Origin of the sequence: Paenibacillus wuxiensis (assembly GCF_040195695.1) — a bacterium.
Taxonomy (GTDB): Bacteria; Bacillota; Bacilli; order Paenibacillales; family Paenibacillaceae; genus Paenibacillus_B; species Paenibacillus_B suaedae.
This window is the reverse complement of the sequence record NZ_JBEFZI010000001.1, coordinates 257,045-270,065: the sequence shown is the minus strand read 5'-3', so window position 1 is coordinate 270,065 and position 13,021 is coordinate 257,045. Positions and strand designations below refer to the sequence as shown.

Sequence of the window (13,021 nt, the reverse complement as noted above, 5' to 3'; positions counted from 1 at the left end):
TTATCTACGGTCTTGAGGACCGCCTACGAATGCTGTTTCCATTGTGTCCAAGCCATAGCCTGTATGAAGAGCTCGGATAATATCATGCAGGTTATCAGCTGCCACAACACAGGATACTTTAATTTCAGAGGTGCTCACCATTTTAATGCTGACTCCCGTCCGGGAGATGATGTCGAACATTTTAGCAGCAACACCCGGATGGCTAACCATACCAGCCCCTACGATCGAAATTTTCACCAAATCTCGCTCCGATGTAACTTCACGGTATGGAACCTCACCGCGAATGTTCTCAATAACAGATACTGCTCGCTCACAATCAGCAAGTGCTGTCGTGAAGGAGAAGTCTGCCTCACCGTTTAATACACCGCTCTGTACAATAATATCTACATCTATATGTTCATTTGCAAGCGCTCCGAATACCTTCGCCAATACTCCCGGCAAATCAGCGACGCCCAAAATGCTAATACGCGCTACATTCTTATCATATGCGATGCCACTAACGACTACACCCTGTTCCATTGTAGCTTCCTCCTTCACGATTGTCCCCTCATTGTAGTTAAAGCTGGATCGAACAACAAGACACACTGAATTGTGCTTGGCGTATTCTACTGCACGCGGGTGCAGTACGGCTGCCCCTAGGTGAGCCAGCTCCAGCATTTCGTCATAGGATATTTCCTTCAGCTTCCGGGCACAGTTTACGATTCGAGGATCTGTAGAGTATATGCCGTCAACATCCGTATAAATCTCACATACATCCGCCTGAATAGCAGCAGCCAGCGCAACGGCTGTCGTATCCGAGCCTCCACGGCCTAATGTTGTTATTTCTCCGACTTCCGACATCCCCTGGAATCCAGCCACAATTACAATCTGACCTTCCTGCAGTGCATTCTTCACCCGTTCAGACTGTATGTCGACAATACGTGCCCTGCCGTATGTACCGTCTGTTCGGAAACCAGCCTGCCATCCGGTCATAGACATCGCCTGGTGACCAAGCTGATGGATGGCCATGGATAACAGCGCTACCGAGATTTGCTCGCCTGTCGTGAGCAGCATATCCATTTCACGCGCAGGAGGATTCTCATTCAAGCTTTTCGATTGATCGATTAATTCGTCCGTCGTGTCTCCCATTGCTGATACAACAACAACACACTTGTGGCCTTCTTGTTTTTTTTCTACGATTCGTTTGGCAACCCGCTTCATTCTCTCAATATCTCCTACTGAGCTGCCTCCGAACTTCATGACGTATAGTGCCACACTGACTCACTCCCACCCTATGAACTAGAAATGCTTGCACTTTCTTTTAATAGCATATTATAGCACAATTTTACCAATGCGGTACGTTAAATTATAAAAGCCCCGAATGCACAGGGCACTCAGGGCTTATTAAAAATCTTATTCAATAATTAGGCACGAGAAATGTACTTGCCTTCGCGTGTATCGATAAGCAGTACATCGCCTTCGTTGATGAAGAGTGGCACTTGAACGTTCAAGCCAGTTTCCACTGTTGCGTTCTTCGTTGCACCTTGAGCCGTGTTGCCTTTAACTCCTGGCTCTGTCTCAACTACCTTAAGCTCAACGTTGTTCGGCATGTTGATACCAAGGATTTCACCTTTATAGCTTACGATGTTAACGATCATGTTGTCCTTCAAGAAGTTCAATTCCCATTCCAATTGGCTCTTGTCCAAGGAGAATTGGTCGTAGGACTCATTGTCCATGAATGTATACTCTTCACCACTGTTGTACAGGTATTGTACTTCGCGGTTATCGATTTGCGCACGGCCGATTGTTTCACCTGCACGGAACGTCTTCTCCGTAACGTTGCCGTTACGCAAGTTTTTCAATTTGGAGCGTACGAACGCAGCACCTTTACCTGGCTTAACGTGTTGGAAATCCAAGACTGTAAAGATATCTCCATCTACTTCTACCGTCAAACCTGTTTTAAAATCGTTTACTGAAATCACTCTAAATTCCCTCCTACATGCATGGCAACCCCGATTAACCGTAATGAAATACGTTCGATGCTCAGTGTATCGGTTAGATATCTACTGAACTGCGCCCGTCACTACATGTCTAATACGAGCAGTTGTTTCGTTGATTGTGTTATTATTTCAATCCCGTCTTCCGTAATCACAATATCGTCTTCGATACGTACACCGCCGAATCCTGGAATATAGATACCAGGCTCCACCGTAACGGTCATACCGGGAGTTAACACCGTATCGCTTCCGAATGCCAATCTTGGATTTTCATGAACTTCCATACCCAAGCCATGACCGGTGCTGTGTCCGAAATGGTCACCATATCCGTAACCCTTAATGATGTCACGAGTTAAGGCATCTGCCTCGCGTCCAGTCATCCCCGGACGAATATGTTGAATTGCATTCATCTGTGCTTCAAGAACAATGTTATAAATTTCATGATGCTTGTCAGTCGGCTTACCCAGTACTACCGTACGTGTAATGTCTGAGCAATACCCATTGTACAAAGCACCGAAGTCAAGCTTAATGAACTCGTTGCCTTGGATGATGCGATCACTTGCAACACCATGCGGCAATGCGGATCGTTCGCCAGATGCAACAATCGTATCGAAGGAGCTCGATGTTGCTCCATTCTTACGCATGAAGAATTCCATCTCAAGCGCAATATCCTTCTCGGATACGCCTGGCTTGAGGAAGTTCAGAATGTGGCTGAATGTACGATCCGCAAGCTGAGCAGCATCGCGCATAATCGCCAATTCTCCCTCATCCTTAATCATGCGAAGATCTTCGATCAGCCCAGATACAGGTACAAGTTCGATGCCTTCGAGCTGTCCTTGATATCCTGTATAAGTTGCGAATGCGACGTGATCCTGTTCGAACCCTAGACGACTAATATGCATATCAGACAGAAGCTGCTTCAGCGTATCTGTCATCTTCGCGCCGTGTTCAACAACGTCAAAATCAACAGCTTGCTGCGGCGCCTGTGTCATATAACGGAAATCCGTCAGCAGCACTGCGCGGTCTTGCGTAATCAGCACAAAGCCGGATGAACCTGTAAATCCTGTCATGTAACGACGGTTCACCGCACTTGTGATGAACATGGCTTCCAAGCCTTTCATCCCCATTGCTTCTCTTAAACGAGTCAAACGTGATTGGCTCATCTTCTCATCATCTCCCGACTTTGCATTGTTCCGTCACCCTTGAGATTGACCTTCTGCCCGTTGTGAGGACACATACTGATGCAGTGCAGACAATCCCAACTCATAGCTTAATGCTCCGAATCCCGCAATTTGTCCTACCACTACAGGAGCGGTTACAGACACATGCCGGAACTCTTCCCGCTTATGTATGTTGGACATATGAACTTCCACTGTCGGAATGCGAACTGCACTTAATGCATCTCGCAATGCATAGCTGTAATGCGTAAGTGCTCCCGGATTAATGACAATACCGTCGCATGTCCCATATGCCTCATGGATACGGTCTATGAGCGCTCCTTCATGATTGCTCTGGTAGCATTCCAGTGAAACGCCCCAAGATGCAGCCATCTCTGTAAGCCGTGCTTCAATCGCAGCCAACGATTCGCTCCCGTAGACACCAGGCTCGCGAATGCCGAGCATATTCAAGTTCGGTCCGTTCAATAACAAGTAACAAGCCATGATGATTCCACCTCTCAAGCGTACCGTCAACAGACGAATCCTCACGTATTTTAACATACGATGCAGAAAATGAGAAGCGTCAATACAGCAAACCCCGCATGACATCGCGCATTTAGCTACATGATCGGTTTAGGCTTGCGTCGCTCTGGGTATTCATGCGCCTCTTCCCCAGAATCACTTCTTGCTGCTGAATGAACAACTCCGTCGCTGGGTACACGGTCAGGCCCTCTATTTCCTGACTTCCCAGATCCCTGTCCTCCACCGCTGGCATAGCCCGATCCCCCCTTCATTTTGAGACGCTCTGCCTCATCGGGTTCACGCTCCTGTTCATTATTGAACTCCGTTGCTACCGTATAGCCGATGAATAATCCCCAGACAAGCATGATACAGGATTCTGTCCAAATCGTGTTCCATGTTGTCCTCCATACTGGATGCACGAGACCAAGCATAGGCCCGGGTGCAACATATAATAGAACCCACCATACTATCCCATATAGAATCCCAGGGTACGGACCAGGTACTTTCCGTAGGAAAAGTGTATATAGTATGGAAGCTGCGATTGAAAATAAAATGAATGCGCCCCATCCTACTAGCTGGCCTTGGATAGTGATCAAATATTTATGCGGGTAAAAAGGTTCCGCAATCATCCCAGGGATCACCGAAGTAAAGTGGAAAGTATAAGCGAGCCAACGTATCCCGCCCCATATCAGCCCGGCAAAAAAACCGATTTGCACAGAAAACGATAATGGGTCAGTAGGATTCTTCTTACGCTCCGCCCTTGCTTGCCTTTCATTCATTGCCATTCCTCCCAATTGTGATCATCTCAACGTGTATGTAGTATGCTCCAACCTAGGCGGATTACAATCATGGTGTGGAAAACGCCAGCAAAATTCGCTACAATAAAATTATTATTATTTCAAAATCGTGAAGTGCCTCTTACTTGAGGCACCTTCGGTACACACGCAAAGCGGAATGCATTCAAGATGGGGATGGTGAAGTAATTGTCAGATCAGAAATCCATTTACGGTGGACAGGCCGTAATTGAAGGCGTAATGTTCGGCGGCAAGCACGTCAATGTGACGGCTGTCCGTCGCAAAGATACATCCATTACGTTCTACGAAGTACCAAAGAAAGATAAAGCATGGGTTGCCAAGCTAAAAAGAATCCCGCTGCTCCGAGGGATTGTTGGCATATTCGATGCCAGTGCTAAAGGATATCAGCACTTAAACTACGCTGCAGAGAAATACGCAGAGGATGAAGAAGGAATTGAAGCTGCTGAGGCAGGCAAAGACTCCAAATGGAACCTTGCGATGATCGTCGGGGTAGCGGTAGTCGGAATTTTATCGCTTATCTTTAGTAAAATTATTTTCACAACCGTTCCAGTTGTCATTGAAGAACTCATTTTCGGGTCGGCCTTCAATAATATCGTGATCCATACTGTCGTTGAAGGCGTCATTAAAATTGCGTTCCTTCTCGGGTATTTGTGGCTAATTTCCAAGACTCCTATTGTCAAGCGTCTGTTCCAATATCATGGCGCTGAGCATAAGGTAATTACCGCATATGAAGCCGGCGTAGATCTAACGGTACAGAACGTACAGAAGTTCAGCACGCTGCATTATCGCTGCGGCAGTAGTTTTATTATTTTGTCCGTCATCGTTGGAGTCGTTATTTACTCCTTTATCCCATATGATAATTTATGGGAACGCATTTATCCAAGGCTCCTGTTGATTCCGGTCGTCATGGGCGTATCCTACGAGTTCCTGCGATTAACGAATGCCCTGCGGAATGTGCCTGTGCTTCGCTGGCTTGGGTATCCTGGACTGTGGCTGCAACTGCTCACAACGAAGGAACCTACAGATGATCAGGTGGAAGTGTCGATTGCTTCCTTCAATCGCATGTGTGAGCTTGATCGCGAATTACAGCCTAAACAGGCTGTATCCTAATTCTACATCAATACTATGACAAGAAGGGAATGATGACGATGGCTCGACTGCCGCGATGGTTTATGCTCCTCATGGCTGTGTTGGTTGGAATCGGAATCGTTAGCAGCTTCACTCGAGATCCTATATCCATTCTAATTCCCGTCGCCATCATTGCCGTTGTATTCCTCGTCTATCGATTTGGGCCGAAGAAGAGCGTCAAGGTGAAGGTCTCACCTCGTACAGAGGCGAAGCTGAAAGCAGCACGTGCGTCTCAAGCTAAGAAGCGCATACGACCTCGATCCCAAGCAAAACTTACGGTCATTGAGGGCAACAAGGCTAAGGATGAGAACAGACAACAGACTAAATAAAGAAAACAGCGCGTAGATGAGTTTCCTTCATCCAAGCGCTGTTTTTTGGTTATATCTTCGTCTTCCCGCAACAAAGCACCTTATACATCTTCTCATAAGCGTCCCTCGTCCACTGTTCGAAGAAGGCGTTACCCGCTTTCTCGCCTGACTCATATAATGCCATGCTCTGCTCAACGGTTAAATCAAAGTCAGTTGTTCCGATACCCAGTGTAGGGATCTTGATCGTACGGAAGCGGTTCTGCTTATCGATATAGCGCTGGTCATGTGCCGAGATCATGGTGGATACCATGGCCTGAAGCATCGTGATGAGACCCGTAATCTGATGGGGCTGGCCAGACTGCATTCCTACCATTTGAAAACCGATCGTTGGAATCAGACGACTTGTACGCGGGTCAATATCGTCATCGAACAGCCATAGCGGGAAGTTAGAGAGCATCCCACCATCCACGATATAAGAGAATTGATCAGCAAACTTCTTCGTTCGGCCATTCTTCACCTCAAATGGAGCTCGTAAAATCACCGGATCGAAGAAGTAAGGAATGCTTGTGCTCATCCGTATCGCCTTGCTTACGAGGAATGATGCTGGGTCTATCCCGTAGTTCGCAATATCGTCAGGGAGAACCATCAACCTCCCATTCGTAATGTCCGAGGCGATGATTCTTAGCTGTTCCTTCTTCAAATCCCCAAACGTGCGAATCCCTTTCTTCAACAGGCAATCATGCACCCATTTCTCCAGTGCTTCACCTGAATATAGCCCCTTTTTCCACAGCAGCCGCATGGCTGGCCCTATCCATTTAATCTGGAAAATTGGAGCACGCTGTAAGAAGGATGAGAAAGGCATTTCTAATATGAGCCGCTCCATCTCTTCAGCAGTATAGCCAGCGGCAAGAAATGAGGCTACAATCGAACCCGATGACGTGCCCGCGACACGGTTGAATGTCATACCGTGCTGTTCGGCTGAATGGACTGCACCAACTAACGATATCCCCTTGACTCCCCCGCCTTCGAATACCGCATTGATACGCACGGGATACCCCTCCTCGCACACATACTGCTTCTTCTTGTATGTATGCTCATGCAGGAGGGGATATGAATGTATGAAAGGTATAATTTCTGAATTATGGCTTTCTTCTATTTTTCCTCGTAATACTGTTGAAGTTTATCGGATACCTGCTTCGTATTTCTTACCAGATCAGCAGCGCTGAAGAATATACTGCCCGCTACCGCATCAATTCGCGAATTGAACTCCAATTGCTTAATAAGTACATCTGCACTGTTCCAGTCCGTTTCATTTGCATCTGCAAGCTTATAGGCAGCGTGTCCAATAAATAGGTCCACCCCAGTGCCTGCCGTTTCTTTGACCCACCAATTCACTAACGTGTCGTAGGACGCAGCCTTGTGGCCGATGTGCCAATACACTTGAGGTGCAATATAATCGATCCAATGATTCTTGATCCATGTTCTTGTATCTGCATACAGATTGTCATAGCTGCTAAGTCCCGCCTTCGTTGCTGATCCGGTTGGATCTGCGCTGGAGTTGCGCCATACTCCGAACGGACTTATACCAAATTGTACATTCGGCTTCGCCGACTTAATCTGCTTGTACAGGGATTCAACGAACTCATTCACATTATTTCTACGCCAATCTCCCTTGTTATTGAACACCTTGTTGTAGCGTTCATATGTATCATTATCCTTAAATGATTCCTTGTCTTCGCCATATGGATAGAAGTAATCGTCCAAATGCACGCCATCGATATCATAGTTATTGACAACTTCCATGATGGAATCAAGCACAAACTGACGAGCTTCTGGGACGCCTGGATTATAGATAAGCTTGTTCTGGTGCTTTACAACCCAGTCTGGATGCTCCTTCGCGGGATGACCATTAACCAGCTTGGATACATCTCCTTGTACACTTACACGGTAAGGGTTAAACCATGCATGGAACTGCATGCCGCGCTTATGTGTCTCTTCTACCATGAATTTCAATGGGTCATATCCTGGATCCTTGCCTTGCGTTCCTGTCAGCCATTCCGACCAAGGAAGCAGCTTCGAAGGATAGAAGGCATCTGAAGTTGGGCGCACCTGTACGAATACAGCGTTGATTCCTGCCTTTTGGAGCTTGTCCAGCATGCTTGTATACTGCTGCTTCTGACGTTCCGCATTGAAGCCTGACTTCTTCGGATCCTGCGGCCAATCAATATTGTAGACGGTCGATATCCACGTTCCTCTCATCGATTCCGCATGGATCGCTTCGCCATCTTCAGAGCCAGCTTCGCCACCTTCAGAGACAATTGTAATAATACGTTCTCGCTGATTCCAATCCACCTTCAATCCAACACTTTCACTGATGAAGCGAAGCGGAACCATCGTTCGTCCACCACGCATGGAGGCAGATACGTCGAGCTCCACATGTTGCCCATCCACTTCCGCATTGCTGTCGCCAATCGTCAAGCGTATGGTATGTCCATCCTTCCGGAACTCAACCTGGCGATTCGCCTGATCCCAACCTACAGTCGCACCAGTAGCTTCCCCTACTGCTCGGAATGGCAGCATCGTCACATTCTTGCCTGGCATCAAATAAGGAGCTACATCCGTTTGAAGCTGCTTATTGTTCATCAATATTCGAATGTCATTGCTGGCCGCATTCCCCATCTGCGGCATAAGTGTACTTAGCATAACAGCAGCAAATGTGCCGAGAAGTACTTTTTTCGCGTGATTCATCATTCTTTTTTCCATCTCCCTTGTCCATGTTGAACGAGAAAATGAGTCAATATCATTTCCCCTCAACTATTAGACGCAAAAAATAAAACATCTGTTTCGCAAAAAACAGATGTTTTACGATTCATTATCCAATTCACTGCGCAAATCACGAAGCGCTTGCAGGCGCTGAGGGTCTCTGCGGAAGTATTCAACAAGTGTTTCGATGCATGTAATCGAGTTCCAGCTTAGGTGATGCTCGATACCTTCTACGTCTGTATAAATATGCTCGTCGGCTACACCGATCAAGGTTAAGAAGTCTTCGAGCAGCTGATGGCGATCCACCAATCGCTTGCCGATCTTCTTCCCCTTGCTAGTCAGCACGAGCCCGCGATATTTCTCATAAATAAGATAATCGTCCTTATCGAGCTTCTGAATCATCTTCGTCACAGAAGAAGGATGCACTTCCAATCCTTCTGCGATATCGGATACGCGAGCATATCCTTTCTCGTCAATCAGTTTATAGATACGTTCCAAATAGTCTTCCATGCTTGGTGTAGGCATCAAGCGTCCCTCATTTCCTTCCACGTTACACGACTTGTCCAAAAGCGCTTCCTGCTTCAATATGTTCCTCATTTCACATCAATAAAGATTACTTTCCCTTAGCGGGAAATGAAGCATGCATATTCATATACGGAAATAATCGTGTATCTTTAAGTTTACATGGTTTCGAGATCAAGTTCAACCTTAGACCTGTTTTGCTCGACATTTACCATAGCTGCGATCTATAGAAATTCATAGAAAGACCGCTCCATCTATGAAATTAGACGGCAGCGGTCACGGTAGATATGATTTAATTATGTAGGTTCTGTCAGTTATGTCAGTCTTCTCATCCACTCTGGGGTAATCTGCTGCAGCCAAATATTCAGCTGACTCAAATGATCGGTGAACAAGAGTATCCCCATCACGATCATAATTGCCCCGCCTATCTTCATCATGACGCCCGAATATTTCGTAAGCCATCGAGTTGAGCCAATGAAGAAGGATAGAATAAAGAATGGCAAACCAAAACCAATACAATAGGCGGTAATCATTAACATTCCTGTGCTTGGCTCAGATGCACTTAATGAAATGATGGCAGTCAAAATTGGGCCAATGCAAGGCGACCAGCCTGCGGAGAAGCCCATCCCGAACAAAAAGGAGCCTAAGTATCCGCTCTTCTGTCCAAAATCCAGCTTCCGTTCCTTCATTAAGAGTTGAGGCTTGAATACACCGATGAGCACAAGCCCCATAATGAGAATGAAAATAGCCGAAATCTGACGAATCAAATCTCGATATTCAGCCAAGTAAGAACCGAGCAGAGTAGCGCCCAGACCAAGTGTATAGAACACAACACTGATCCCTAAAATGAAAAACAACGTGTGAGTCATTGTGCGCCATCTAACCTCGCGCTTATTCTGCTTATCCTTTAATTGACTCACCGACATCCCCGTAATGATCGAAATGTAAGATGGATATAACGGCAAACAGCATGGAGATATGAAGGATACAAATCCCGCCCAGAAAGCTATCCACACCGTAATATGACCCAACCGCTTCGCCTCCCCGTATTAGTCGATTGCCCTAGCAGGAAGAAGATGGGCGCTGTATTACACCCGAATTCCTCTTCTTGCTATCAATGTCAATATTAACACGGCAATGAGCAATAGGACAATCGTAGCCCCTGGTGCCAAATTCCAAATTCCTGCGGTCAGCAGCCCGCCAACGACAGCAGCTTCGGCTACAAGCACTGATACGATAACTGACTGCTTGAATCCCTTGGCTACAAACAGACTAATGGCTACTGGGATCGTTAATAAGGCCGAGACGAGAAGTGCGCCTACAATTTTGATGGCTGCACTAATTACGAGCGCGGTCAGCACCGTGACGGCAATATTAAGCATACGTACCGGAAGGCCATTTACCGCAGCTGCATCTTCATCAAAGGTAAGCAAGAACATTTCCTTGAAGAAGAGAAGCAGAAATACGACAACGATAAGGGTTACAACCCCAACTACGATCAAGTCAGTGCCATTCAGAGTATAAATACTTCCGAACAAATAATTGTTCACATTCGCGCTAAAGTTCATTCCTAGCGTAAAAAAGAGAGATGCGAGCGCAACACCGCCTGACATGATGACAGCAATGGAGAGCTCAGCGTACGTTTTGTAAGCTTTGCGAAGCTTCTCAATCGCAATCGCACCCACAAGCGCGAATACAAGCCCCATGGCCAGCGGATACACGCCGAGCAGAAACCCAAGTGCTACCCCAGCGATTGTCACATGCGCGAGGGTATCCCCTATCATGGACAACCGACGCAGCACAAGAAACATTCCCATAAGCGGGCCTATGGCGCCAATTAATAATCCCCCGATCAATGCGCGTATAAAAAAATCAGATTGTATGATGTCCAGCAATGACAACGTCCCCTTTAATTCAATTCCATGCTAAGCAAGGAGCAGTCTTCCTTAGAGTATACCGTGCGATAGATCCGGCTCTGAACATTGCACATTGTGCGAATGCCTCACATAGAAGTTCAGCTTGCCGCATGTCCCCTTCGGATCACAGCCAAGCCATGAATTCACAAGATCCATATCATGAGAAACCATAATGAAGGTCATATGGTGATGTTCATGTAAATGCTGCAGCAGGTTGAAGAAATCGTTTTGCGTTTCCGTATCGATCCCAACTGTAGGCTCATCCAATATGAGCAGTTCAGGCTTATTCACCATCGCTCGCGCTAGAAATACCCGCTGCTGCTGCCCCCCCGATAACTGCCCGATGCGCTTATCCGCCAAGTCCTCAACCCGCATCACACGCATCGCATCACGGCATTGATTGATTTCCTCCTGCTTCAGCCGTCGGAACATTCGCCGGCGATTGTACATGCCGGATTGTACGACCTCCATCACAGTCGCTGGAAATAATGGATTAAAGGAATTCTTCTGCGGCACATACCCAATCCGATCCCATTCCTTGAACCGATTGATCGGCGTTCCGAACAGCTTAATTTGCCCTGAGGTGGGCTTCAGCAAACCGACCATCAGTCGCAGGAGCGTCGTCTTGCCAGCGCCATTCGTGCCGATAACACCTACAAAATCCCGCTCATATACGGTGAAGTTGACATCGCGCAGAACCGTCTGTCCTTCATAGCTGAAGCCAACGTTCTCTATTGAAATTACCTGGTTATGGCAGGTGTCCGTCATATTCATCATTGTGCCCTCTCTCTTCCTTGCACGAACCGTCCAGCCGTGCAACTCTCGGTAACGGACATTGAGCCGTTCCTCATTTATTGTAGCGCGACAAGGAGATTTTGCAAATTGCGTTCCATGAGCGTTACGTAATTGTCCCCTTGATCTGCTTGCTGCTTCGTTAAGCCTTCAAGCGGGTTCAATACAAGTGTGCTCACACCCGCTTCACCAGCCAATGTATTCGCTAATTGATCCGATACAAGCTCCTCAAAGAATACGTACTTCAACCCCTTCTCCTTCACCAGCTTCGAGAGCTTCACCAAATCTTGCGCTCTTGGTTCAGCATCTGGCGTAATGCCCATAATTGCATGCTGCGTCAATCCATAATCCCGGCACAAGTATCCAAATGCATGATGGGATACCACTATCTCACGCTGTTTCAGCGAGCTTAGCTTCTCCGTATATAACTTATCTATGGATTCAATCTTCGACTTTAGCTGCTTATAATTTGCTTCATATTCACCCTTATGCGCACCATCGGCTTGAACGAGTGCATCCTTAACATTGCTTGCCATCGTCAAAGCGGATTTTGGACTCACCCACGTGTGCGGATCTGTGCTGCCATGTTCGTGTTCATGCGCATGTTCGGATGCATCGCCTTCTCCTTCGTGATGCTCGTGCTCGCTTCCATCTGCCTCAATGAGAGGAATGCCCTTGCTTACCTCAAGTGTCTTCACATTAGACGAGGAATCCAAGCCTTTCAAAAAATCGTCCAGCCATGTTTCGAAGCCTGCACCATTGACGAGCAACAGCTGGGCATTCGATGCATTATGCAGGTCACGGCTTTTTGGTGTCCAATCGTGTGGCTCAATCCCAGTTGGAATGAGATTGATGGTATTTACATGTTCGCCGCCAATTTGTTCTGTTAAAAATGCAATCGGATAAAAGCTCGTGACAACATTCAGTTTCCCTTCTACAATACCGGATTGAGAACCTTGTGTACATCCTGCCAACACCAATGCGAAGCAGCACAGGGTCAACAAGGAATGACGCAATCTTCTATATTTACTTCTCAGCTTCATATGAATAACTCCTTCTGCGCAAATTATGTAGTTACGCATGTTAATTTTCTGTAATTCGTAATGATTACTATTAAGATTA

General features: G+C 46.7%; 14 protein-coding genes. 2 read left to right on the top strand and 12 right to left on the bottom strand.

What is annotated here, in order from left to right:
* From ABN764_RS01145 to ABN764_RS01125, 5 genes are all read right to left on the bottom strand, one after another.
* The gene (locus ABN764_RS01145) at positions 1–1,254 is read right to left on the bottom strand and encodes an aspartate kinase (protein WP_021252996.1); all 1,254 of its coding nucleotides are present in this window, start codon (positions 1,252–1,254) and stop codon (positions 1–3) included.
* 149 nt (positions 1,255–1,403) lie between these two features.
* On the bottom strand, positions 1,404–1,961 hold the full coding sequence (gene efp, locus ABN764_RS01140) for an elongation factor P (protein ID WP_021252997.1): 558 nt from the start codon (positions 1,959–1,961) through the stop codon (positions 1,404–1,406).
* 101 nt (positions 1,962–2,062) lie between these two features.
* Positions 2,063–3,139 (bottom strand): M24 family metallopeptidase, encoded by a 1,077-nt coding sequence (locus ABN764_RS01135; protein WP_446670702.1) that lies wholly within the window; start codon positions 3,137–3,139, stop codon positions 2,063–2,065.
* Between the two features lie 33 nt (positions 3,140–3,172).
* Complete coding sequence (gene aroQ, locus ABN764_RS01130; protein WP_021261793.1) at positions 3,173–3,637, bottom strand: type II 3-dehydroquinate dehydratase; 465 nt, start codon at positions 3,635–3,637, stop codon at positions 3,173–3,175.
* A 116-nt stretch (positions 3,638–3,753) separates the two neighbouring features.
* Positions 3,754–4,434 carry a YqhR family membrane protein gene (locus tag ABN764_RS01125; RefSeq protein WP_174809442.1) on the bottom strand — a complete coding sequence of 227 codons (681 nt, stop codon included), beginning with the start codon at positions 4,432–4,434 and terminating at the stop codon, positions 3,754–3,756.
* A gap of 255 nt (positions 4,435–4,689) precedes the next feature.
* Here ABN764_RS01125 and ABN764_RS01120 point away from each other — a divergent pair, with 255 nt between their 5' ends.
* Both ABN764_RS01120 and ABN764_RS01115 read left to right on the top strand, forming a co-directional pair.
* Positions 4,690–5,580: a DUF1385 domain-containing protein gene (locus ABN764_RS01120; protein ID WP_446670894.1), complete on the top strand. Its 891-nt coding sequence runs from the start codon at positions 4,690–4,692 to the stop codon at positions 5,578–5,580.
* Between the two features lie 38 nt (positions 5,581–5,618).
* Positions 5,619–5,927: a hypothetical protein gene (locus ABN764_RS01115; protein WP_028533133.1), complete on the top strand. Its 309-nt coding sequence runs from the start codon at positions 5,619–5,621 to the stop codon at positions 5,925–5,927.
* 49 nt (positions 5,928–5,976) lie between these two features.
* Here the strand turns inward: ABN764_RS01115 and ABN764_RS01110 are convergent, their stop codons facing one another.
* The 7 genes from ABN764_RS01110 to ABN764_RS01080 all read right to left on the bottom strand — a co-directional run bounded on the left by ABN764_RS01110 (position 5,977) and on the right by ABN764_RS01080 (position 12,942).
* Complete coding sequence (locus tag ABN764_RS01110) at positions 5,977–6,954, bottom strand: patatin-like phospholipase family protein (RefSeq protein ID WP_174809441.1); 978 nt, start codon at positions 6,952–6,954, stop codon at positions 5,977–5,979.
* Between the two features lie 104 nt (positions 6,955–7,058).
* A complete protein-coding gene (locus tag ABN764_RS01105; RefSeq protein WP_446670701.1) occupies positions 7,059–8,657 on the bottom strand; it encodes a family 10 glycosylhydrolase in 1,599 nt (532 codons plus the stop codon).
* 111 nt (positions 8,658–8,768) lie between these two features.
* Complete coding sequence (mntR, locus tag ABN764_RS01100) at positions 8,769–9,194, bottom strand: transcriptional regulator MntR (protein WP_021253005.1); 426 nt, start codon at positions 9,192–9,194, stop codon at positions 8,769–8,771.
* 311 nt (positions 9,195–9,505) lie between these two features.
* Complete coding sequence (locus ABN764_RS01095) at positions 9,506–10,222, bottom strand: cytochrome c biogenesis CcdA family protein (RefSeq protein ID WP_446670700.1); 717 nt, start codon at positions 10,220–10,222, stop codon at positions 9,506–9,508.
* Positions 10,223–10,279: 57 nt separating this feature from the next.
* Entirely contained in the window at positions 10,280–11,086 is an 807-nt protein-coding gene (locus ABN764_RS01090) for a metal ABC transporter permease (protein WP_021253007.1), read from the bottom strand.
* Positions 11,087–11,137: 51 nt separating this feature from the next.
* On the bottom strand, positions 11,138–11,881 hold the full coding sequence (locus ABN764_RS01085) for a metal ABC transporter ATP-binding protein (protein WP_446670893.1): 744 nt from the start codon (positions 11,879–11,881) through the stop codon (positions 11,138–11,140).
* A 77-nt stretch (positions 11,882–11,958) separates the two neighbouring features.
* The gene (locus ABN764_RS01080; protein WP_174810819.1) at positions 11,959–12,942 is read right to left on the bottom strand and encodes a metal ABC transporter substrate-binding protein; all 984 of its coding nucleotides are present in this window, start codon (positions 12,940–12,942) and stop codon (positions 11,959–11,961) included.
* Positions 12,943–13,021: the final 79 nt, after the last annotated feature.